The sequence below is a fragment of the Bacillus sp. FSL K6-4563 genome (assembly GCF_038630405.1).
GTDB classification, from domain to species: Bacteria; Bacillota; Bacilli; order Bacillales; family Bacillaceae; genus Bacillus; species Bacillus pumilus.
The window spans coordinates 3,298,642-3,320,572 of the sequence record NZ_CP152030.1 but is presented as its reverse complement, the minus strand read 5'-3'; the positions used below and the strand labels follow the sequence as shown (position 1 = coordinate 3,320,572).

General features: G+C 40.9%; 23 protein-coding genes. 19 read left to right on the top strand and 4 right to left on the bottom strand.

Annotated features, from left to right (window positions below; all coding sequences use genetic code 11):
* The first annotated feature begins 86 nt into the window (after positions 1-86).
* From glyA to MHH54_RS16860, 11 genes are all read left to right on the top strand, one after another.
* Positions 87-1,334 (top strand): serine hydroxymethyltransferase, encoded by a 1,248-nt coding sequence (glyA, locus tag MHH54_RS16910; protein ID WP_012011552.1) that lies wholly within the window; start codon positions 87-89, stop codon positions 1,332-1,334.
* A 148-nt stretch (positions 1,335-1,482) separates the two neighbouring features.
* The gene (gene upp / locus MHH54_RS16905) at positions 1,483-2,112 is read left to right on the top strand and encodes a uracil phosphoribosyltransferase (RefSeq protein ID WP_003214553.1); all 630 of its coding nucleotides are present in this window, start codon (positions 1,483-1,485) and stop codon (positions 2,110-2,112) included.
* A 496-nt stretch (positions 2,113-2,608) separates the two neighbouring features.
* Positions 2,609-2,992, top strand: coding sequence for an ATP synthase subunit I (locus tag MHH54_RS16900; RefSeq protein ID WP_003215321.1), 384 nt, complete (start codon positions 2,609-2,611; stop codon positions 2,990-2,992).
* A 7-nt stretch (positions 2,993-2,999) separates the two neighbouring features.
* Positions 3,000-3,734 carry a F0F1 ATP synthase subunit A gene (gene atpB, locus MHH54_RS16895; protein WP_003215198.1) on the top strand — a complete coding sequence of 245 codons (735 nt, stop codon included), beginning with the start codon at positions 3,000-3,002 and terminating at the stop codon, positions 3,732-3,734.
* 48 nt (positions 3,735-3,782) lie between these two features.
* Positions 3,783-3,995 (top strand): F0F1 ATP synthase subunit C, encoded by a 213-nt coding sequence (gene atpE / locus MHH54_RS16890; protein ID WP_003214968.1) that lies wholly within the window; start codon positions 3,783-3,785, stop codon positions 3,993-3,995.
* A 120-nt stretch (positions 3,996-4,115) separates the two neighbouring features.
* Positions 4,116-4,637 carry a F0F1 ATP synthase subunit B gene (gene atpF / locus MHH54_RS16885; protein WP_003214532.1) on the top strand — a complete coding sequence of 174 codons (522 nt, stop codon included), beginning with the start codon at positions 4,116-4,118 and terminating at the stop codon, positions 4,635-4,637.
* Positions 4,634-5,179, top strand: a complete 546-nt coding sequence (locus MHH54_RS16880) for a F0F1 ATP synthase subunit delta (RefSeq protein ID WP_106029539.1) — start codon at positions 4,634-4,636, stop codon at positions 5,177-5,179. Before atpF ends, MHH54_RS16880 begins: the two co-directional genes overlap by 4 nt.
* A 16-nt stretch (positions 5,180-5,195) precedes the next feature.
* Complete coding sequence (gene atpA / locus MHH54_RS16875; RefSeq protein ID WP_003214775.1) at positions 5,196-6,704, top strand: F0F1 ATP synthase subunit alpha; 1,509 nt, start codon at positions 5,196-5,198, stop codon at positions 6,702-6,704.
* Between the two features lie 88 nt (positions 6,705-6,792).
* Positions 6,793-7,659: a F0F1 ATP synthase subunit gamma gene (locus tag MHH54_RS16870; protein ID WP_003214656.1), complete on the top strand. Its 867-nt coding sequence runs from the start codon at positions 6,793-6,795 to the stop codon at positions 7,657-7,659.
* Positions 7,660-7,683: 24 nt separating this feature from the next.
* Positions 7,684-9,105: a F0F1 ATP synthase subunit beta gene (gene atpD, locus MHH54_RS16865; RefSeq protein ID WP_034660283.1), complete on the top strand. Its 1,422-nt coding sequence runs from the start codon at positions 7,684-7,686 to the stop codon at positions 9,103-9,105.
* Between the two features lie 24 nt (positions 9,106-9,129).
* Positions 9,130-9,525 (top strand): F0F1 ATP synthase subunit epsilon, encoded by a 396-nt coding sequence (locus MHH54_RS16860; protein WP_050944437.1) that lies wholly within the window; start codon positions 9,130-9,132, stop codon positions 9,523-9,525.
* Positions 9,526-9,567: 42 nt separating this feature from the next.
* On the opposite strand, the gene MHH54_RS16855 is transcribed toward MHH54_RS16860, so the two are convergent.
* Positions 9,568-10,041: a hypothetical protein gene (locus MHH54_RS16855; RefSeq protein WP_034620330.1), complete on the bottom strand. Its 474-nt coding sequence runs from the start codon at positions 10,039-10,041 to the stop codon at positions 9,568-9,570.
* Positions 10,042-10,211: 170 nt separating this feature from the next.
* Between MHH54_RS16855 and MHH54_RS16850 the strand changes: the two genes are divergently transcribed.
* From MHH54_RS16850 to MHH54_RS16825, 6 genes are all read left to right on the top strand, one after another.
* Positions 10,212-10,442, top strand: coding sequence for a DUF1146 family protein (locus MHH54_RS16850; RefSeq protein ID WP_003214947.1), 231 nt, complete (start codon positions 10,212-10,214; stop codon positions 10,440-10,442).
* Positions 10,443-10,570: 128 nt separating this feature from the next.
* Complete coding sequence (locus tag MHH54_RS16845) at positions 10,571-11,305, top strand: YwmB family TATA-box binding protein (protein ID WP_106029540.1); 735 nt, start codon at positions 10,571-10,573, stop codon at positions 11,303-11,305.
* A gap of 32 nt (positions 11,306-11,337) precedes the next feature.
* Complete coding sequence (gene murA / locus MHH54_RS16840; protein ID WP_003214862.1) at positions 11,338-12,645, top strand: UDP-N-acetylglucosamine 1-carboxyvinyltransferase; 1,308 nt, start codon at positions 11,338-11,340, stop codon at positions 12,643-12,645.
* Positions 12,646-12,900: 255 nt separating this feature from the next.
* Positions 12,901-13,926 carry a stage II sporulation protein D gene (gene spoIID, locus MHH54_RS16835; RefSeq protein WP_044140138.1) on the top strand — a complete coding sequence of 342 codons (1,026 nt, stop codon included), beginning with the start codon at positions 12,901-12,903 and terminating at the stop codon, positions 13,924-13,926.
* Between the two features lie 325 nt (positions 13,927-14,251).
* The gene (locus MHH54_RS16830; protein ID WP_080984771.1) at positions 14,252-14,950 is read left to right on the top strand and encodes a VWA domain-containing protein; all 699 of its coding nucleotides are present in this window, start codon (positions 14,252-14,254) and stop codon (positions 14,948-14,950) included.
* Positions 14,951-15,032: 82 nt separating this feature from the next.
* Entirely contained in the window at positions 15,033-15,710 is a 678-nt protein-coding gene (locus tag MHH54_RS16825) for a VWA domain-containing protein (RefSeq protein ID WP_003214574.1), read from the top strand.
* 52 nt (positions 15,711-15,762) lie between these two features.
* Here the strand turns inward: MHH54_RS16825 and MHH54_RS16820 are convergent, their stop codons facing one another.
* Positions 15,763-18,111: an FdhF/YdeP family oxidoreductase gene (locus MHH54_RS16820; RefSeq protein WP_003215255.1), complete on the bottom strand. Its 2,349-nt coding sequence runs from the start codon at positions 18,109-18,111 to the stop codon at positions 15,763-15,765.
* An 82-nt stretch (positions 18,112-18,193) separates the two neighbouring features.
* The gene (locus tag MHH54_RS16815; protein WP_137054284.1) at positions 18,194-19,459 is read right to left on the bottom strand and encodes an OFA family MFS transporter; all 1,266 of its coding nucleotides are present in this window, start codon (positions 19,457-19,459) and stop codon (positions 18,194-18,196) included.
* Positions 19,460-19,593: 134 nt separating this feature from the next.
* Between MHH54_RS16815 and fdhD the strand changes: the two genes are divergently transcribed.
* Positions 19,594-20,382, top strand: a complete 789-nt coding sequence (gene fdhD / locus MHH54_RS16810; RefSeq protein WP_342500461.1) for a formate dehydrogenase accessory sulfurtransferase FdhD — start codon at positions 19,594-19,596, stop codon at positions 20,380-20,382.
* A 10-nt stretch (positions 20,383-20,392) separates the two neighbouring features.
* The gene (gene moaA / locus MHH54_RS16805; RefSeq protein WP_342500460.1) at positions 20,393-21,400 is read left to right on the top strand and encodes a GTP 3',8-cyclase MoaA; all 1,008 of its coding nucleotides are present in this window, start codon (positions 20,393-20,395) and stop codon (positions 21,398-21,400) included.
* A gap of 254 nt (positions 21,401-21,654) precedes the next feature.
* On the opposite strand, the gene rpsN is transcribed toward moaA, so the two are convergent.
* On the bottom strand, positions 21,655-21,924 hold the full coding sequence (rpsN, locus tag MHH54_RS16800; RefSeq protein WP_342500459.1) for a 30S ribosomal protein S14: 270 nt from the start codon (positions 21,922-21,924) through the stop codon (positions 21,655-21,657).
* Positions 21,925-21,931: the final 7 nt, after the last annotated feature.

Genomic DNA, 21,931 nt, shown 5'->3' with positions numbered 1-21,931 from the left:
AAAAAACTTTTACATTTCACTCAAAAACCGTGTACAATGAGATGGTGAAAACATCGAATGGAAATAGATTGGAGAGGATTTCGCTGATGAAACATTTACCTGAGCAAGACGCACAAGTATTCAAGGCAATTCAACTAGAGCGGAAACGCCAGCAAGACAAAATTGAATTAATTGCATCAGAAAACTTTGTAAGCGAAGCAGTCATGGAAGCGCAGGGCTCTGTATTAACAAACAAATATGCAGAGGGCTACCCTGGTAAACGCTACTATGGCGGTTGTGAACATGTAGACGTTGTAGAAGATATCGCACGTGACCGCGCAAAAGAAATTTTTGGCGCTGAGTATGTGAACGTACAGCCTCACTCAGGTGCTCAAGCGAACATGGCCGTATACTTTACCATTCTTGAGCATGGCGATACAGTGCTAGGTATGAACTTATCACATGGCGGGCATTTAACACACGGAAGCCCTGTTAACTTTAGTGGTGTACAGTACAACTTTGTAGAATATGGTGTTGATAAAGAAACGCAGCATATCGACTATCAAGATGTACTTGAAAAAGCACGTGAACATAAGCCAAAGCTAATTGTTGCGGGTGCAAGTGCATACCCACGTCAAATTGATTTCAAAAAGTTCCGTGAGATTGCGGATGAAGTCGGTGCTTACTTTATGGTCGACATGGCTCACATTGCAGGTCTTGTTGCAGTAGGTCTTCATCCAAATCCAGTTCCTTATGCAGATTTTGTGACAACGACGACTCACAAAACATTGCGTGGACCTCGCGGCGGAATGATTCTATGCCGTGAAGAGTTTGGTAAAAAGATCGACAAATCGATCTTCCCTGGTATTCAAGGTGGACCACTGATGCATGTCATCTCTGCAAAAGCTGTTTCTTTCGGTGAAGTATTGAACGGAGATTTCAAAACATATGCACAAAACGTCATTGACAATGCAAAGCAGCTAGCTGAAACCCTTTTATCTGAAGATATTCAGCTTGTATCCGGTGGAACGGATAACCATCTTGTTCTCATCGACTTGCGTTCTCTTGGTATCACAGGAAAAATTGCAGAAAATGTTCTTGATGAAATCGGTATTACAGTGAACAAAAATGCGATTCCTTATGATCCAGAAAAACCTTTTGTCACAAGTGGTGTACGTGTTGGCACAGCAGCAGTGACAAGCCGCGGTTTCGATCAAGAGGCAATGAAAGAAGTCGGTTCCATTATTGCGCTTGCTCTAAAACATCATGAAGATGAAGCGAAATTAGAAGAAGCGAAAAAGCGTGTATCTGATCTGACTGCCCGCTTCCCTTTATATAACGAATTAGATTATTAAAAAGCAGACCCATTTGCCTATTTTTGGCATGTGGGTTTTTTTTTGTAGGATTTGCGAATCATATTGAAAGATGATGTCTTTTTATGTAGAATTGTAGGAAGTGTGCAAAGTTCACCGGAAGATGACAGAAAAGGAGTTGTAGCAAGCAATGGCAAAGGTTTATGTATTTGATCACCCGCTTATTCAACACAAACTTACATATATTCGTGACGTTCATACAGGAACAAAAGAATTTAGAGAGCTAGTGGATGAAGTCGCAACATTAATGGCATTTGAAATCACAAGAGACTTACCGCTTGAAGAGGTAGATGTAGAAACACCTGTACAAGTAGCGAAATCAAACGTGATCTCAGGGAAGAAACTCGGTGTTGTGCCAATTTTAAGAGCAGGTCTTGGTATGGTGGACGGGATTTTGAAACTCATTCCAGCTGCTAAAGTGGGACATGTCGGTTTATACCGTGATCCGAAAACATTAAAGCCTGTTGAATATTATGTGAAGCTTCCATCTGATGTGGAAGAGCGTGAATTTATCGTAGTAGATCCAATGCTTGCAACTGGCGGTTCAGCAGTCGAAGCATTGAACAGCTTGAAAAAACGCGGAGCGAAAAACATTCGCTTCATGTGTCTGATTGCTGCTCCTGAAGGTGTAGAAGAAATGCAAAAGCACCATCCTGACGTTGATATCTACATTGCAGCATTAGATGAGAAATTGAACGAAAAAGGCTACATTATCCCAGGTCTTGGTGATGCTGGTGACCGTATGTATGGAACGAAATAACATGTTTTAATAAAAGCCCACATGCAAACGTGCATGTGGGCTTTTTGAAATATATGACAAACGGTTGATGTCGTTCTTAGAAAAATCAATGTATACTGAACATTAGCTGTTTTTTTCAATGAATGTCACGTGTCTCCTAAAGTTTGATGAAATTGTGAACATTTTGTGTGCTCTATCATTATAGAAAAGTTTTTTAACTTTCAACGGATTGACACATCATAGACGCTATTGTATGCTAAACGAGGGTATTATGGTAAGGTTTTCATAGCCTATAGCACTCTACTAATCCTCATTGTGAACCCTTTAATTATCAGGGTTTGTATCAGCGAATGAAGCAACATCCCATAGATCTTTAGATTTCAAGTCTGATTGTGCAATTAGACCGATGGGTGATTGATTTTTTTCGAACAGGACTGCTTATCATAAGCGTCTTCTACGCAGTTTTCATCACCATTTATTACCTTTTTTACAATATTTTTCATCGGGAGTCAGATGAATGAACGATCCAAACGCGATTTTCCGCAGACAGAGTAAATACATGTTCTATCTATTGGCAATTTTTGTGTTTGGCTATGCCATGCCTGGTTTTAAACCACTGTTTCTTGGTTTGATTATCGGCACAATTTTTGCTTTCTTTAATTTATTCCTACTTATACGGAGAATGCACGCTTTTGATCGAGCGGTTAAAAAAGGAAAATCCATTCGTTCAATGGGAAGTACAGCCAGGTGGGCCAACGCAATTCTCGCAGTAGCGATTGCTTGGCGTTACCCTAATGAAGTTCATCTGGCAGGTGTTGTTATAGGATTAATGACAATATATCCTGTCATTATGATAGATTCCTTCATTCAACTTAAACGTTCTACTATGGAAGAGAGGTGAATACTCTTTGGGTCACAGTTCAAAAACGACAGAATTTTTAGGGTTAACGTTCAACTTATCCAATGTTCTCATGATTACGATTGCTAGTATCATCGTTCTTCTCATAGCGGTGCTGACTACTCGTGTTCTGTCTATTCGTCCGACAAAGGCGCAGAACTTCATGGAATGGATTGTTGATTTTGTTCGAAATATCATAGGTAGTTCGATGGACATGAAAACAGGAGCCCCATTTCTAGCGCTTGGCGTTACATTACTCATGTACATATTTGTTTCAAACATGCTTGGACTGCCATTTTCGATTACGGTCGATCACAACTTGTGGTGGAAATCACCAACAGCAGACCCTGCAATTACAATGACACTAGCGATTATGGTCATGGGATTGACACATTACTACGGTGTCAAGGCAAAAGGAGTCAAGGAATATACGAAAGACTACTTTAGACCAATTCCGCTTTTAGTACCATTGAAACTTATTGAAGAATTTGCAAACACGCTAACACTTGGTTTGCGTCTTTATGGAAACATTTTTGCTGGAGAGATTCTTCTTGGTTTGCTTGCAGGACTTGCGACCAATTTCTACACGCAAAACATTGCGCTTGGTATCGTTGGTACATTAGGTGCCATCGTGCCGATGATTGTATGGCAGGCATTCAGTTTGTTTGTCGGAACAATCCAAGCATTTATCTTCACCATGCTGACAATGGTGTACATTTCTCATAAAGTCAGCGACGAACACTAAAAAATTGAGAGTCCAAAAAGGACGTTATTTTAAAGGAGGAGCTTTTTAATGAATTTAATAGCAGCAGCAATTGCAATCGGTTTGGGAGCACTAGGAGCAGGTATTGGTAACGGTCTAATCGTATCTAAAACAGTTGAAGGAATCGCTCGTCAGCCAGAAGCTGGTAGAGAACTAAGAACTCTTATGTTCATCGGGGTAGCTTTAGTTGAGGCACTTCCAATTATCGCTGTCGTTATCGCATTCTTGGCATTCTTTGGTTAATATGTGAGAAGCGTTCTAATATGAATTTTAATGGCGAAGATCAGATTAGTTCGAAACTTCGCCATTCCTTTATGTTTTGTTTCTTAACATATTATTTAAAGAAGGGAGTTGCCGTACTAAATGTCTCAGTTACCAGTGGTTTTAGGAGCAGGTGGCTTAAGTTTCAACGCCGGGGATATGATATTCCAGCTGATCGCTATGCTCATCTTGCTTGCACTTTTAAAGAAATTTGCGCTTAAGCCTTTATTAGGGATTATGAAACAGCGTGAAGATTATATAGGAAATGAAATTTCAAGTGCTGAACAAAAGCACGTTCAAGCTGAAAAGCTTCTTGAAGAACAACGTGTCTTATTGAAAGAAGCACGCGAAGAATCACATACACTCATCGAAAATGCGAAAAAGATTGGTGAGAAACAAAAAGAAGAGATCATTCAAGCAGCACGTCAAGAGTCAGAGCGCTTGAAAGAGTCTGCTAGAACTGAAATCGTGAAAGAAAAAGAACAAGCTGTGGCTGCACTGCGCGAGCAGGTTGCATCACTATCTGTACTTATTGCATCTAAAGTGATTGAAAGAGAACTTGATGAGCAAGCACAAGAGAAATTGATTCAAGAGTATCTTAAAGAGGCAGGCGAAAGCCGATGAGCGTGACTATTGTCTCTAAGCGTTACGCTTCTGCTCTTTTTGACATCGTTCTTGCTTCTTCGGCAGTAGACGAAACTGAAAAAGAGCTGAATGAGATCAAAAAAGTTCTAAAGGTTGACCAAGAATTGAATGACTTTCTTGTTCATCCAAAGATTACGGCAGACAAAAAGAAACATTTGATTGCAGAAGCTTTCAAAGGTGTTTCGACACATGTATTGCACACAATGTATTTATTGATTGACCGCGGACGCACGAATATTTTCTCTGAAATGACGTCTGAGTTTGTGAAACTGGCAAACCGCACGAAACAAATAGACGATGCGATCGTGTATTCAGTGAAACCGCTGAGCGGTGCTGAAATTCAATCTTTATCTGAAGTATTTGCCAAAAAAGCCGGAGTCACATCACTGCGTGTTGAAAATGTGATTGACAAGGATCTAATAGGCGGAGTGAAAATCCGTATCGGAAACCGCATTTATGACGGCAGTGTCAGCGGAAAGCTTTCCCGCATTGAACGTCAGCTTGCAGGCGAAAATCGTTAGAAGGGGTGAAACCTTAGTGAGTATCAAAGCTGAAGAGATTAGCGCGCTGATAAAGCAGCAAATCCAAAACTATCAATCTGAAATTGAAGTAAAAGATGTCGGTACAGTCATCCAAGTAGGGGACGGTATCGCGCGTGTACATGGCCTTGACAACATTATGGCAGGAGAGCTGGTTGAGTTCTCTAACGGTGTAATGGGTATGGCTCAAAACCTTGAGGAGTCTAACGTAGGTATCGTTATTTTAGGACCTTACAAAGATATCCGCGAAGGTGACGATGTAAAACGTACAGGTCGTATCATGGAGGTTCCAGTTGGTGAAGAGTTAATCGGACGTATTGTGAACCCACTTGGTCAGCCTGTTGATGGACTAGGTCCAATTTTAACAAGCAAAACTCGTCCAATCGAAAGTGAAGCACCAGGCGTTATGGATCGTAAATCTGTTCATGAGCCGCTTCAAACAGGGATTAAAGCAATTGATGCCTTGATTCCAATCGGACGCGGACAGCGTGAATTGATCATTGGTGACCGTCAAACAGGTAAAACATCTGTTGCAATTGATACGATCCTAAACCAAAAAGATCAAGACATGATCTGTATTTATGTAGCAATCGGACAAAAGGAATCAACGGTTCGTGGTGTTGTTGAAACACTTCGTAAGCATGGTGCGCTTGATTACACAATTGTAGTCACAGCTTCTGCATCACAGCCAGCCCCACTTCTTTACCTTGCTCCTTATGCAGGTGTAACGATGGGTGAGGAATTCATGTATAACGGCAAGCACGTACTTGTTGTATATGATGACCTTTCTAAACAAGCGGCAGCTTACCGTGAGCTTTCATTATTGCTTCGTCGTCCTCCAGGTCGTGAGGCATTCCCTGGTGATGTTTTCTATCTTCACTCTCGTTTATTAGAGCGTGCAGCGAAGCTTAGTGACGAAAAGGGTGGCGGTTCTATCACAGCATTGCCTTTCGTAGAAACGCAAGCTGGCGATATCTCTGCATATATCCCAACAAACGTTATTTCAATCACAGATGGACAGATTTTCTTACAATCTGACCTCTTCTTCTCAGGCGTACGTCCAGCAGTAAACGCAGGATTGTCTGTATCCCGTGTAGGTGGTTCTGCACAAATCAAAGCGATGAAAAAGGTAGCAGGTACACTTCGTCTGGATCTTGCTTCTTATCGTGAGCTTGAAGCATTCGCTCAATTTGGATCTGATCTAGACCAAGCGACTCAAGCAAAATTAAACCGTGGTGCTAGAACAGTTGAAGTCTTAAAACAAGACTTGAACAAACCGCTTAAAGTTGAAAAACAAGTAGCGATTCTTTATGCACTTACAAGAGGATACTTAGACGATGTCGCGATTGCTGATGTCAAACGTTTCGAAGCTGAGTTATTCATGTACATTGAAGAAAACCATAAAGGCTTGTTTGACACGATCTCTCAAACAGGAAACATGCCTGCTGATGAAGAGTGGAATACAGCAATCGAAGGCTTTAAACGTACGTTTGCACCAAGCAACTAATTAGTAATCTTTCCGAGAGAAAAAGATTCTCTTTTTCTCTCTTTTCACGTAAATGAACACGGATTCCTGAAAAAAGGTGGTGAAATCTTTGGCCTCATTACGCGATATAAAGTCAAGGATCACGTCAACGAAAAAATCGAGTCAGATCACAAAAGCGATGCAAATGGTATCAGCTGCGAAACTGAATCGTGCTGAAAACAATGCGAAGTCTTTTGTTCCCTACATGGAAAAAATCCAGGAAGTCGTTGCTGCAATCGCAACTGGAACAAGTGCTAAGCACCCAATGCTTCTTTCAAGACCTGTCAAGAAAACAGGGTATCTCGTCATTACATCTGATCGAGGACTTGCAGGACCTTTTAACAGCTCGATTTTGCGTGCCGCTTACCAAACCATTCAATCTCGTCATCAATCCGCTGATGAATATGCGGTGATTGTGATTGGTAAAATCGGACGCGACTTCTTCAAAAAGCGCGGTATTCCAGTTATTTCTGAAGTCACAGGGCTGGGAGACGAAGTAGCGTTTGCTGATATTAAAGAATTAGCAAGCAGTACAGTTCAAATGTTCTCTGATGAAGCGTTTGACGAACTTTACATGTTCTACAACCACTTTGTCAGTGCCATTTCACAAGAAGTAACAGAGAAGAAATTATTGCCGCTAACGGACATTTCGGCCGCAGCGACACCCAATAAACGTTCCGCATCTTATGAGTTTGAGCCTTCTGAAGAAGAAATTCTTGAAGTTCTCCTTCCTCAATATGCAGAGAGTTTGATTTTCGGTGCGCTTCTTGACAGCAAAGCAAGTGAACATGCTGCAAGAATGACAGCAATGAAGAGTGCAACAGACAACGCGAAAGAATTGATCGACGGCCTGACACTCTCTTACAACCGTGCTCGTCAAGCAGCGATTACACAAGAGATTACAGAAATTGTCGGCGGAGCAGCTGCCTTAGAATAGAAATAATTGTCAGGAGGGAATGCAATGAAAACAGGACGCATCAGTCAGATCATGGGACCAGTCGTAGACGTTCATTTTGAAGACGGTCACTTGCCTGAGATTTATAATGCGATCAGAGTTTCGCATAAAGCGGAAAGTGAAAGTGAAGTTACGATCGACTTAACTTTAGAAGTAGCACTACATTTAGGTGATAATACAGTCAGAACCATCGCAATGGCATCAACAGATGGTGTGAAGCGCGGTATGGAAGCTGTAGACCTTGGAAAACCAATTTCAGTACCAGTTGGTAACGTAACACTTGGACGCGTATTCAACGTACTGGGAGATAATATTGACTTAGATGAGCCACTTGGTGTGGAAGCTCAAAGAGATCCAATCCACAGACAAGCGCCTTCTTTTGATCAACTTTCTACAGAAGTTGAAATTCTTGAAACGGGTATTAAAGTTGTTGACCTTCTAGCTCCTTACATCAAGGGCGGAAAGATCGGTCTATTCGGTGGAGCCGGTGTAGGTAAAACCGTTCTGATTCAAGAATTGATCAACAACATCGCACAAGAACACGGCGGTATTTCTGTATTCGCTGGTGTTGGAGAGCGTACACGTGAAGGAAACGACCTTTACTACGAAATGAAAGATTCTGGCGTTATCGAAAAAACAGCCATGGTCTTCGGTCAAATGAACGAGCCACCAGGTGCACGTATGCGTGTTGCCCTAACTGGTTTGACAATGGCAGAGCATTTCCGTGATGAACTAGGTCAAGACGTATTGTTCTTCATCGATAACATCTATCGCTTTACACAAGCAGGTTCTGAAGTATCAGCCCTTCTTGGACGTATGCCTTCAGCGGTAGGTTATCAGCCGACACTTGCAACAGAAATGGGTCAGCTGCAAGAGCGTATCACGTCTACAAACGTAGGATCGGTTACATCGATTCAAGCGATCTATGTACCTGCGGATGACTACACGGATCCAGCTCCAGCAACAACGTTCGCTCACCTTGATGCAACGACAAACCTTGAGCGTAAGCTGACTGAAATGGGTATTTACCCAGCGGTTGATCCTCTTGCTTCAACATCTCGTGCACTTGCACCTGAGATCGTTGGCGAAGAGCACTATGCCATTGCGCGTGAAGTGCAGCAAACATTGCAGCGTTATAAAGAACTACAAGATATCATTGCCATTTTAGGTATGGATGAATTATCAGAGGACGATAAGCTTGTGGTACACAGAGCGCGTCGTGTTCAATTCTTCCTATCTCAAAACTTCCACGTAGCAGAGCAGTTCACTGGCCAAAAAGGTTCTTACGTGCCATTGAAAGAAACTGTTAAAGGCTTCAAGGAAATCTTATCTGGTAAATACGATCACCTTCCAGAAGATGCATTCCGCTTAGTTGGACGCATTGAAGAAGTGGTTGAAAAAGCCAAAGAGATGGGTGTAGAGGCCTAATCTGGTCCTTAGGAGGGTAAAAGCATGAAGACCGTTCAAGTCAATATCGTTACTCCCGACGGCCCAGTGTATCAAGCGGATGTGGAAATGGTCAGTGTCAGAGCAGAAAGCGGTGAGCTTGGTATTTTAGCTGGCCACGTTCCAATGGTTGCTCCGCTAAAAATCGGTGCAGTTCGCTTAAAACATAGTGGATCAACTGAATTGGTTGCAGTCAGTGGCGGATTTGTTGAAGTCCGCCCTGAACAAGTAACCATTCTTGCTCAGGCCGCTGAAACATCAGAAAAAGTTGATGTCGATCGTGCGAAATCAGCGAAACAGCGTGCTGAAGAGCATTTGAACCACCCGAATGAAAGTGATGTACGCCGGGCGGAACTCGCATTAAAACGGGCATTAAACCGTTTAAATGTAGCAGGGAAATAAAACAGAAAATCCTTCTTATCACAATGATAAGAAGGATTTTTTTTAGAATGACATGAGGGATTGGTACATTGACACATACGGGTGAGAATCCTGTTTTTCAAGATATAAGTGCTCGCAAAACTGCGTACTATGCCACGTTTTATTGTGCCGGCGCAAACCCAGCGTATATTGATGCGGAGAGTCCATATAAGGACGTACCACCCAGTCAGCATCAGAATGATGACGGAGGACAACCTCTCCCATATATACACTCATCATCGCTTCTAATGCATCTATTGGCATTTTCCACTCAGCAAACAACTGCTTGGTAAATGCATCAAAGTAAAGTGTTTCTAACTGATACAGGCTCTCCTCAGAATAATCCAAAGAAATGTTATGAAAATGACACAATTGCGCCAATTCTTCTAGCTGTGTCTGTCTATAATCAAAGTAGAAAGCAATGGCCTCCCATTCATGATCAAATGAGGGAACCAGTTCTCCGTACAAATCAACAAAGTCAGGAAAAGAATCTTTCAATATGTTCAGCTCCTTCCACACGCAGTATATCATCTCCTTGGCACCAGGATAAGAGGGGATTTACTCTAAATGTAGCTCTTTTTTCCAAATGATTCATCTTTCCGATTTTCGAGGATATAATGAAAGGGAGTTTTCCTTTACAGAAATAAATATAAGGAGGATTCAACTGTATGGAAGACGTAGGACAACAAGCAATTGTTAGTATTGTGATCCACCTGTTTTTTATTGCGATTACATGGTGGGCATTGCTTGCCGTTAATATTGACCCACTGATTAAAAAAGGGAAAATCATTCAGGCAAGATTGCTGATGATGCTCATTACCATTGCTATTGCATCTGCAGTCAGCAATTTCTTCCTTGATTACTTAAATTTCTCCAAACAAATACCTTATATGTTCTAACATAAAAGGTTTGGTCACTGTCTTATGCGGGAACGTAAAAAGAAGTGTCAAAAGTATGGCCTTTGATGACTTTTCCACGTATGCATAGACCTCCTTGCGGCAACACTTGTAGCAAGGGGGAATGACAAGTGAGAAAGTATGTAAAAGGTTGGCCATTATTTGCGTTTATTCTTTTTTTTGTTCTGATGATTCAAGGTGTTCGTGCGGAAGAATCTTCTCCGCTCGTCCAAATAGCAGAAGGTCTAAAAAACCAGCAAATTGAAGTAGATGGATGGACTCTTCACGCCAAAACAAATGTAGACATTTCATCCGAACAATTTTCAAAAAAAGTGAAACGTTTGAGAGACGAACTACGACAGTATGAGTGGACCGAAAAAGAAGAAAAACATGTCACCAAAGTCACAGGAATTTACAAAGATGAAAAAAATGATACATTATCGAAAATTTTACTCGTGAAGACCGACACAAAATCCAATCAAAAGTCGTATTTATTATATGAGCAAAAAGGTGCTCGCCCACTGAATACCTGGAAGCATACATATGATCAGTTCGTACGTCATGCAAAAAGCATATTACAAGAGAAATTTGTAATTTTTACTTGTCTCGATGGTCATGTAAATGGTATGATGGATGTTGTTTTGCAAAAAAAGGCTGAAATGTTAGCAAATGAATTTCAAGCAAAACCAGTTGAGTATCTCGTTGAGTCTAATTTTGTGTCGCTTTCCGCTTACACAGATAAGTGGGAACAGTTCATTATGACTTCAAATGATAAAATGAATGTTCAAATTGCCATCAGAAGTTCGGAAATGAACGAAAATCATACGATTACGGTTGGCACACCAATCGTAACGACTGAATATTAATATAGAGAATTTGGGACGCGGAGGGGAAGACCTTGGAAAAAATCATCGTCCGCGGCGGTCAAAAGTTAAACGGCACAGTTAAAGTAGAAGGAGCAAAAAATGCCGTTTTACCAGTTATCGCTGCATCTTTGTTAGCAAGTACAGAAAAAAGCGTAATTTGTGATGTACCTACGCTCTCCGATGTATATACAATCAATGAAGTGTTACGTCATTTAGGAGCAGAAGTACATTTTGAAAATAACGAAGTATCAGTGGATGCATCTCATGCACTAGAAACTGAGGCTCCGTTTGAGTATGTCCGTAAAATGCGAGCGTCTGTGCTCGTCATGGGACCACTTTTAGCAAGAACAGGTCATGCAAGAGTTGCATTACCTGGAGGCTGTGCGATTGGTTCAAGACCAATTGACCAGCATTTAAAAGGCTTTGAAGCAATGGGAGCTAAAATTCAAGTAGGAAATGGTTTCATCGAGGCTGAAGTTCAAGGCCGTTTAAAAGGTGCGAAAATCTATTTGGATTTCCCAAGTGTTGGCGCAACTGAAAACATCATTATGGCAGCAGCATTAGCTGAAGGAACAACGATTTTAGAAAACGTAGCAAAAGAACCTGAAATTGTTGATTTGGCAAACTACATCAATGCCATGGGCGGTAAGGTTCGCGGAGCTGGTACTGGTACAATCAAAATCGAAGGTGTGGAAACACTTCACGGTGCAAAACACAACATCATCCCTGACAGAATTGAAGCAGGTACTTTCATGGTGGCAGCAGCCATTACAGAAGGAAATGTTCTTGTGAAAGGCGCAGTGCCGGAGCACATGACATCACTTGTAGCAAAAATGGAAGAAATGGGTATTCAGATCATTGAAGAAGAAGAAGGTTTAAGAGTCATTGGACCATCTGAGCTCAAGCCAATCGATCTAAAAACAATGCCACATCCTGGTTTCCCAACGGATATGCAATCTCAGATGATGGCGCTATTGCTTCGTGCGAACGGAACAAGCATGATCACAGAAACGGTATTTGAAAACCGCTTTATGCATGCAGAAGAATTCCGCCGTATGAATGGTGATATTAAAATTGAGGGTCGCTCTGTCATTATCAACGGGCCGGTTCAACTTCAAGGTGCTGAAGTGTCAGCGACTGATTTAAGAGCAGGAGCAGCACTTGTACTTGCTGGATTAGTAGCAGAAGGTCATACACGTGTCACTGAGTTGAAGCATATCGATCGTGGTTATGTGAACTTCCACCAGAAGCTTGCAGCAATCGGTGCAGATATTGAAAGAGTAAATGATGAAACAGCAGATGTGACACAAGAACAAGTTGTATCAGATCTGAACGCGTAATCATAAAGAAATCAGTGTGTCCATTGGGCATGCTGATTTTTTTTTAGAATCATAGAATGCTTTATTTTAAAAGCTTATCACTAGTGTATCCAACCATCTTAAATTTTATTCATAAAGACGAACAGTAAAATCAGTTGATAAAGAGCCTCTTATCTTCATCAAAAGACTTGTCCACTGAATGAAAGAAGCTGTCATATTAGCTTGTCCCCGCCCATAGGATAAAAGAGATTCAATGACAAATGGGGGCAGCCAAATATGAAACCAATGATATGGACAATCGCAGGAATATGCATCATTATTTTAATGATTCCAACTTTACTTGTGTTGCCGACGTTTCAAGGGAAACCGGAGGCAAGCCAGCATGTATCAGCGGAGCCATCAGTTAAAAAAGAAGTAAAGGGTACAGTCAAATTGAAGCAATCACCCGTCGCTATCCCCGTCTATCGTTCAGCTCATCAGCAGGTAGAAAACATCCCCTTAGAAGAGTATGTGATTGGTGTCGTAGCATCTGAAATGCCAGCTGATTTTGAGATGGAAGCACTTAAGGCACAGGCACTCGCCGCAAGAACGTATATCGTCAGACAAATGATCATCGATAAGACCGTCAAATCACCAAAGGGCTCTCTTGTAGATGATACCCAAATGTTCCAAGTGTATAAAAACAAGCAGGAACTCAAGAAAATTTGGGGAAAAGCGTACAATTGGAAGTTAAAAAAAGTCACAGAAGCTGTCGCCAGCACACAAGGAAAAGTGCTCACTTATGACGAGAAACCAATTGATGCCTCATTCTTTTCAACAAGTAATGGGAAAACGGAAAATGCCGAAGCTTATTGGAAAAATGAAATTCCATATTTGAAAAGTGTTTCAAGTAAATGGGACGAAAAATCGCCAAAATTTCAAAACAAGAAAACCATCCCAGTTAGTGAATTTCAGCAAAAATTAGGTGTGACGCTCACTCAGCAGGCTCAGGTAGGACAGATAGTAGAAAGGACACCTGGAAATCAAGTGGCGAAAGCCGTAATAAACGGTAAAACACTGACAGGCAGAGACATTCGAGAGTCATTAGGGCTTCACTCAGCGGACTTTACATGGGAACGACAGGGCCAGCAAATTATCATCACGACAAAGGGGTATGGCCATGGTGTTGGAATGAGTCAGTACGGTGCGCATTATATGGCACAGTCAGGCAAAAAAGTAGATGCTATCGTGAAACATTATTATAAAGGGATTCAAATTGAATCAGCTGATCGTTTTCTTAACACGTATATGGCTAAAAAATAAAGCAAAGGTGCCTCAAAATGGGGGCATCTTTTTTGTGTGTTCCAAGAGGTTTGAACAGAATGTGTCAATTTGCGACTTAAGACGCACCTCAGGAAATCTTAAACATTTACGTCCCGACAAGAACCGATGGCCGATACAAAGCCCCTCGAAAGAAGGAGAAATCAAAAGAAAAAATGATGTGTTGGGTGAATGTATCTAGACAACTGACAGATTTTTAGTGATTTTGATGAAAGAGAAAAAGGGACCGAGTCCTATACCATTCCAAGGCAGAATATTTTACGATTAAGATGTTTCAATTTAATACATAGGGAGGAAGGAAAAAATGATGTTGAAAAAAGTATTTACACTCGTAACCTTAGCTGTATTGACATTATCTATGTCAATCTCTTCACCAGTATTTGCAAAAGCATCTACAGTCAAAAAACATAACAAAGATGTAAGAGTCACCATCTTACTTGATGCAAGTGGAAGCATGGCAAGAAAAGTAGAGGGAGAACGCAAATTTGACCTCGCAAAACAAGAGGTATTTAAATTTGCTCAGTCACTTCCAAAAGACGCTAAAATTCGTATGAGCTTGTTTGGCTCTGAAGGAAACAACAAAAATTCAGGTAAAGCTCAATCATGTGAAGTCATTAGAGGCGTTTATGGCGTACAGCCTTACGAAAAAGAAAGCTTTGAAAACTCTTTAAACGGACTTGGACCAAATGGCTGGACACCGATTGCTCGTGCTCTTGAACATGCAAAGCAAGCGGATGAACAGCTTAATAATGGAACAAAACATATTGTGTACCTCATCACTGATGGCGAAGAAACTTGTGGCGGGGATCCAGTAAAAGTAGCAAAAGAATTGCATAACTCAAAAGGCTCGACTGTTGTTAATGTCATTGGATTAGACTTTAACGATGGCTATGAAGGTCAATTAAAGCAAGTAGCCAAAGCTGGTAAAGGCCATTACTACCAAGCAAGCACTGGTAAAGAAATGGGTTCTATCCTGTCAGCAGAATCATTAAAACTACACGAATAACTTGCTGAACAAAAGGGAAACGATTGATGTATGCTTTCGTTTCTCTTTTTCTGTACAAATGTAAAAAGGGAGGTTTTTATGAATGAAACGCAATATTGTATTAACCATTTTGGCTAGTCTTGTCCTGCTTCTTTCTTCACCAGCTCATGCTGTGACAAAAAAACAGGAGCCGGCTCATGTGGTGATATTACTCGATCTAAGCGGCAGCATGGCGCAATCAGTTGAAGGCGAAAAGAAAATCGATATCGCCAAACGTTCTATTCAAAGCTTCGCAAGTATTTTATCAGATGATACACAAGTTCTTCTTCGTGTGTTTGGTCATGAAGGAACCAATAAAAATGCTGGAAAAGCAATTTCTTGTGAAAGCTCTGAAGCCGTTTTTGGATTTGGATCATATGAGTCATCAACATTTCAGCAAGCGCTGAATGTGTATAAGCCAACCGGATGGACACCACTTGCAAAAGCATTAACAGATACGAAGCAAGATTTTGAAGATCACCAGGCTGAAGGGAAAAATATTGTCTACGTCGTCAGCGATGGTCAAGAAACTTGTGGAGGAAGCCCTTCACAAGCAGCAAAGGAATTACATGAAGGCGGAATTGACACCATTGTTAATATCATTGGCTTTGACGTGAATGAAAAAGAAGCCAGAAGTCTAAAGTCTGTTGCAAAAGCAGGCGGTGGACAATATCAACCGGCTGCAAATGCCGAAGAATTGAATTACATTCTACAAAATGCAGCGAGCACTTTTAGTCAGTAGGATATGAATGGGAGCTGGGGATTGTTTTCCCCAGCTGTTTTTTAGTTGAAGATCAATTCAAGGTGGTTTCTAATTCATCAATTCGTTTCTCCACGTAGTGCTGGTCTTTTCTTGCATGAAAGGTTTCGGCTTTTTCTAATATGGCCGCCGTATTATATTCGGGAATCTGTGAGTAGCTCTCATACACACCCTTTGGAATTAAAACGTTCCCTTCAGGCCAGTAAACAGCGATATTGCCACGTTTCAACTCCCCAAATTGAGCGACTCCTTGGTAGGATCCATACTGATTAAACAAAACAACTGGATCACCTTCTTTGACATAAAGCTCTTTAGCATCTTCTTCATTCATCAAGATGGAATGACGCTTCCCACCATTAAAGGCATCCTTTTCACTATAGATCATAGAGTTGAATTGCTTTCCTCTTCTTGTCGTAATATTAAAATGTCCCTCGGTTTTTCGGTATTGAGGCAGCTGGGCAGGAAGAAGATGTCCTTTGCCATCCGGTGTTGGACACTCTCCGTCTTCACATAGCCAGGCACCTCCCCATTGGAAAACGTCTCCTTTATGACGTAAATGCTGGATGCCATCGTAGTTTCGATTTGCGATCGCAATCTCACGGCGAATGTCTTCAGCCGTTTCGAAATGAATCAGCTCAGCATCTTGTGGACGTACTCTTTTTGCAAGATCCATATAAATATCCCATTCTGCTCTGGCTTCCTCAATCCGAGGTCCTTCAATTTCTGGACTGAAATATACCATGCGTTCCGTACTAGTGGAAGTACCGCCGCCTGGCTGCTCATATCTTGTCATAGCAGGGAGAATAATTACCGTCTCTTCTGCCTCTACTAGCGTAGAGGTATTCAAAATGATATCTTGATGGACACGGAGTTCAAGCTCAGATAATGCTTTTTCGATCGCATCTGGATTTGGCATCGTTTCTAAAAAGTTCCCGCCGCTCGTAAACAGCATTTTGAGTTTTTGCGGATGTTCTTTTGGGAGAGCCATTTTCTCAAAGGATTGCCCAATGGTGTCACCATGCCATTTCGGAATGTCAAACCCCCAAATCTTTTCGATTCTTTCAATATTCTCTTCATCAAAATCACTGCCCGGCAAAACAAACGGGTCAGCACCCATTTCACCAGAACCTTGAACACCGCTATGCCCGCGAATTGGCATGACACCACAATGTTTCCTGCCAATAAACCCACGTAACATAGCAAGGTTGGCAACCTGTGATATATTATCAGTTGCAAAGCGGTGCTGAGTAAGACCCATGCTCCAAATGAAAACGCCTGAATTGGCATTGGCAAGAAGGATCGCAAATTCCTTCATTCTTTCTTTTGATAAGCCTGATGATGCTTCAAGGTCTTCCCATTTCAACTGTGCGACATGCTGCTGTAAATCCTGTATGCCGGTAGTATGGGCTTGAATAAATTCATGATCAAGAGCGGAATGGGGCGCGTGCTGCTCCATGTCAAACCAATGTTTGATGACACCATTCATAAACGCAATATCGCCGCCTATATTGACTTGATAGAAATCATCCGCGATTTTTGTGCCGAATAAAGCACTTTCTGGAATAGAGGGAACCCAGTACTTTTCCATGGCAGGCTCTTTGTACGGATTGATGACAATAATTTTGGTTCCTTTCTTTTTCGCCGCATACATATATTTAGTGGAAACGGGCTGATTGTTTGCTGCGACAGATCCCCAAAAAATTAAGACATCTGTTCCGATCCAATCGTTGTAATTACAGCTGGAGGCTCCTATCCCAAGGGATCGCTTAAGAGCGGTTTTGCTCGGTGAATGACAAATGCGAGACGCATTATCAATATGATTTGTCCCGATAAAGCGAGCTGCCTTCGCAGCGGTATAATAGACTTCATTTGTAATTCCTCTAGCTGTTAAATAGAAAGCGAGCTGTCGTTTATCAATTGATTTGATTTTAGCTGCGATTTGATCTAATGCATCATCCCAGGAAATACGTGTAAAGGCATTGTCACCTTTTTTTCGAATCAGTGGATAAGGGATACGGCCAAGTTTGCGGAGAGTAGTGCTGTCCATTTGTTTGAGCTGTTGAATGTCTTCAAACCATTTTGGATCAATAGCTGGCATTGTATTAAGACGAAGTACATTTAGTCTTGTGGTGCATATATGAGGTCCTGCGAGCGTTTGGTCATATAGCCCTGAAACACCAAGGGCACAGCCGTCACACACGCCTTGCGTTAAAATGCGATATGCATAGGGGAGATTATCCTTGTTCTCCCAAGCCACTTTCATCGTATCTCGAATGTGTTTCGGCTTTACTTTTCCAAGTCCCATAGGCGCAAAAGAGGCCCATAGCTTTGGTGAGGGTTTTTTATTAAGCTTAATAGGCCCCTTATGTTTTGTTTTCCCCATGATATCATCACCCTCCTATTACTTTATAAAGCGTTTTCATATCTAAAAATTACCTTTAGATTGTGATTCTGTCAAATTCAAATTAAGGTCGGGATGAGACAGAAGCAGCAGCAGTAAGGTTTGTTTCTCTAAGCTGCTGAATATCCTTCCGTATGAGAAGAGATATGATAAAAGCGATGAAAAATAAGCCAGAGAACACCATCAGACTCTGCGTGTAGTTACCTGTTATATCCCGGATAAAGGATGAAAATAAAGGTCCTGCTAAACCAGCAGCTGCCCAGGCTGTCAAAATATAACCGTGTATGGCACCAAGTTGTTTCGTGCCAAATAAATCCCCAATATAGGCTGGAATTGAGGCAAACCCTCCTCCATAGCACGTATAAATGATCGCCATCACGATTGAAAAGACGAGCGGTTCTTTTAAGTAGGGAAGTAAAGGAAAGGCAATGAGCTGGATACTAAAGAAGATTGTATATGTATTCGGCCTTCCGATATAATCTGAGAAGGAAGCCCAGCCAATCCGTCCTAAACCATTAAAAGCACCTAAAATGCCAACAAGGGTAGCGGCAGCACCAGCAGTGAACCCAACACTTTCTTGAGCAAGAGGCGATGCTACTGAAATAATGGCAATTCCGCATGTGATATTAATAAAGAGCATGAGCCACAAATAATAAAAACGTCGTGTTTTGATCGCTTCATTTGCTGTAAGCTGTGATAAATCCTGAGGGATTTTTCTTTGATTTGTTTTTAACACATCAAATTGTTTGACGTCATCAGGTGTTGGTGGTGATAAATAAAGAGATGAAATCACCATGATCATAAAATAGGAAATTCCAAGAATGTAAAAGGTATTTGCAATATCTACTTTTTCAATGAGATATTGGATAATTGGGCTGCAAATAAGAGACGCAAATCCAAAACCCATAATAGCTAAGCCGGTTGCAAGTCCTCTTCGGTCCGGAAACCATTTCACTAAAGTTGATACAGGTGCAATGTAGCCTACCCCTAATCCTATCCCAGCGAGTACACCATAAAATAAATAGAGGAGAGGGAGTGAGGACATGTGTACAGCGAATCCTGACCCTGTCATCCCGATGCCGAAGAAAATGGCTGAGAAGAGCCCTGATGCCCTTGGACCATATCTTTCAACGAAATGCCCCATGAAAGCAGCAGATAAACCTAAAAATAAAATAGCAATACTGAAGGTCAGGCTTATTTCTGTGAGTGACCACTGAAAGGCCTGATGTAAAGGATTCGTAAAAACACTCCAAGCATAAACAGACCCAATAGATAAATGAATTCCCACAGCACTTGTTGCGATGAGCCAGCGATTTTTCGATTTGTTCATTTTGTTCCCCCCATATAAAGCAATCAAAAAGTTTGATAAGATAGAAATATGTTACATTTTTATGACTTTTTAAAATAATATCACAATTTGATTGGTTCATATAACTAAATTTGTGCTGAAAGGAAGGTCATACAATGAATCCTTCTGTCAAAAAGAAACGAGTCATACACCAATATCGTGAAGGTCAATTTACTTGCAAAACAGATGAAGTTGTAGAAGAATTTCCTTTAACTGTGATCGTGAATGGAGAGGAATTTGTAACACTTGTTTGTTCACCAGATCATTTGAAAGAATTGGTGATCGGTTTTTTAGCTTCAGAAGGAGTCATTCGATTTGAAAATGAGATTAAAAGGTTTACAATAGATGAAAGTATGGGCTTTGCCTATGTTGATTTAGTTCACTCAAGCCGATTTCAGTCATCAGATTTTACAAAACGGGTGATTGGTTCTTGCTGTGGGAAAGGGAGACACTTTTATTTTCTCCAAGATGTGAAAACAGCAAAAACAGCCATTGATCGAATCAACATTTCTGCCGAAACTTGTATACGTCTAATGAAATGTTTACAAGAAGAAAGTCAATTGTTTCAACATACTGGTGGTGTGCATAATGCTGGACTGTGTGATACAGAAAAGCTATTCATCACTAGAACTGATATAGGAAGACATAATGCATTAGATAAAATCTATGGATACTGTTTACTTCATCAAATTCCACTTAGAGATAAAATTCTTGTGTTTAGCGGCCGGATATCGTCAGAAGTTCTATTGAAGGCAGCAAAACTAGGAGTGTCGATCGTCATCTCAAAATCAGCACCAACTGAGCTGGCGCTTAATATGGCAGAAGAATTAAATATCACGACAGTTGGATTTGTCAGAGGAGAATCTTTTAATATATACACTCACCATCAGCGTATAACAGAATAGGAGGCAAAGTATGGACAGTATATTGGATAGGAGACATCGACCATTGCGCGATTTAAGAATATCAGTAACAGATCGCTGTAACTTTAGATGTACGTACTGTATGCCTGCTGAAATTTTTGGACCAGATTATCCTTTTTTGAATAAAGAAGAACTGCTTAGTTTCGAAGAAATTGAACAGCTTGCTACTCTTTTTGCAAAGGACCTAGGTGTGGTGAAAATACGCATCACGGGTGGTGAACCCTTAATGCGAAAAGATTTGCCTATCTTAATAGAAAAGCTCTCAAAAATTCCAGGAATCGAAGATATTGCGATGACAACCAATGGAACGCTTTTACCTGTATATGCTGAAAAGTTAAAGAAAGCAGGTCTTCAAAGAGTCACCATTAGTTTGGATTCATTAAACCCTGACCGTTTCAAGCAAATGAACGGAAGGAATATTTCTATCCAAAAAGTGTTTGATGGGATTGAGGCTGCAAAAAAAGCTGGACTTGCTATCAAGATCAATATGGTTGTTCAAAAAGGTGTGAATGATCAGGATGTCTTACCAATGGCAGCTTACTTTAAAAAAGAAGGACATGTTCTCAGATTTATCGAGTTCATGGATGTCGGAAATACGAATAAATGGATTCTAGAGCATGTCATGACAAAGAAAGAGATCATTGGTCTAATTGATTCAACATTTCCCATCAAACCAGAACCTCCTCAATATCCAGGTGAAGTAGCCAACCGATTCTTTTACCAAGATGGTTCAGGAGAGATAGGCATTATTTCTTCTGTTTCAGATGCTTTTTGTGGAACATGTAATAGAGCGAGACTTTCTGCTCGCGGTGAATTGTTTACATGTCTTTTTGCATCATCGGGTTTTGATCTGAAGCGGGTGATTCGCTCAACAAAAGATAATGAAGATATAAAGAACATATTGAAGGAACTATGGTCGAATAGAGATGATCAATATTCAGCTGAGAGAGAGCAGAAGAAAGATCAGAAAAAAGTTGAAATGTCATACATCGGTGGGTAGTGACAACAAAGTATCATGATCATGATTTTTTGAAAAGTAGAGAAAATGTCATAATCATTGTTGAAAATCCTTTTATAGAAAAAGGGTCTATTCATCTTAGAATCCCGTCACGATTAAAAACCAGCAGAAACTCTGCTGGTTTTTAAAATGTTATTTTGTGGCTCAAAAAGGTTGAGATATGCTTAGAAAATAGATTTTTCAACATTTTTTACTGCTTTACTTTTATGGGAGCTGTGATAAGATCAACTCAATCTTTACCAGCTCGATTTTTTCACTCCTGGAATTTGGCCCTTATAGGCAAGCTCACGAAAAGCAATTCTAGACATTTTAAATTTTCGTAAGTAACCTCTAGGACGACCGGTTAACTCACAGCGGTTTTTTAAGCGAGTAGGGGAAGAGTCTCTAGGTAATTTCCTTAAAGCTTCATATTCACCTTTTTCTTTCAACTCTTTTCTTAATTCTGTATATTTCAATACAAGCTGCTGCCGCTTTTTTTCTTTAGCAATTTTAGATTTCTTTGCCACTTAAAAC

Bases quoted from the DNA above. Each gene is read 5' to 3' on its own strand.
- MHH54_RS16820 (WP_003215255.1), bottom strand. From the start codon at position 18,111: ATGGGGAAAACAAAACATAAGGGGCCTATTAAGCTTAATAAAAAACCC.
- atpE (WP_003214968.1), top strand. From the start codon at position 3,783: ATGAATTTAATAGCAGCAGCAATTGCAATCGGTTTGGGAGCACTAGGA.
- upp (WP_003214553.1), top strand. From the start codon at position 1,483: ATGGCAAAGGTTTATGTATTTGATCACCCGCTTATTCAACACAAACTT.
- MHH54_RS16860 (WP_050944437.1), top strand. From the start codon at position 9,130: ATGAAGACCGTTCAAGTCAATATCGTTACTCCCGACGGCCCAGTGTAT.
- fdhD (WP_342500461.1), top strand. From the start codon at position 19,594: ATGAATCCTTCTGTCAAAAAGAAACGAGTCATACACCAATATCGTGAA.
- spoIID (WP_044140138.1), top strand. From the start codon at position 12,901: ATGAAACCAATGATATGGACAATCGCAGGAATATGCATCATTATTTTA.
- MHH54_RS16900 (WP_003215321.1), top strand. From the start codon at position 2,609: ATGAACGATCCAAACGCGATTTTCCGCAGACAGAGTAAATACATGTTC.
- MHH54_RS16815 (WP_137054284.1), bottom strand. From the start codon at position 19,459: ATGAACAAATCGAAAAATCGCTGGCTCATCGCAACAAGTGCTGTGGGA.
- glyA (WP_012011552.1), top strand. From the start codon at position 87: ATGAAACATTTACCTGAGCAAGACGCACAAGTATTCAAGGCAATTCAA.
- moaA (WP_342500460.1), top strand. From the start codon at position 20,393: ATGGACAGTATATTGGATAGGAGACATCGACCATTGCGCGATTTAAGA.
- MHH54_RS16880 (WP_106029539.1), top strand. From the start codon at position 4,634: ATGAGCGTGACTATTGTCTCTAAGCGTTACGCTTCTGCTCTTTTTGAC.
- atpF (WP_003214532.1), top strand. From the start codon at position 4,116: ATGTCTCAGTTACCAGTGGTTTTAGGAGCAGGTGGCTTAAGTTTCAAC.
- MHH54_RS16830 (WP_080984771.1), top strand. From the start codon at position 14,252: ATGTTGAAAAAAGTATTTACACTCGTAACCTTAGCTGTATTGACATTA.
- MHH54_RS16850 (WP_003214947.1), top strand. From the start codon at position 10,212: ATGGAAGACGTAGGACAACAAGCAATTGTTAGTATTGTGATCCACCTG.
- MHH54_RS16825 (WP_003214574.1), top strand. From the start codon at position 15,033: ATGAAACGCAATATTGTATTAACCATTTTGGCTAGTCTTGTCCTGCTT.
- atpD (WP_034660283.1), top strand. From the start codon at position 7,684: ATGAAAACAGGACGCATCAGTCAGATCATGGGACCAGTCGTAGACGTT.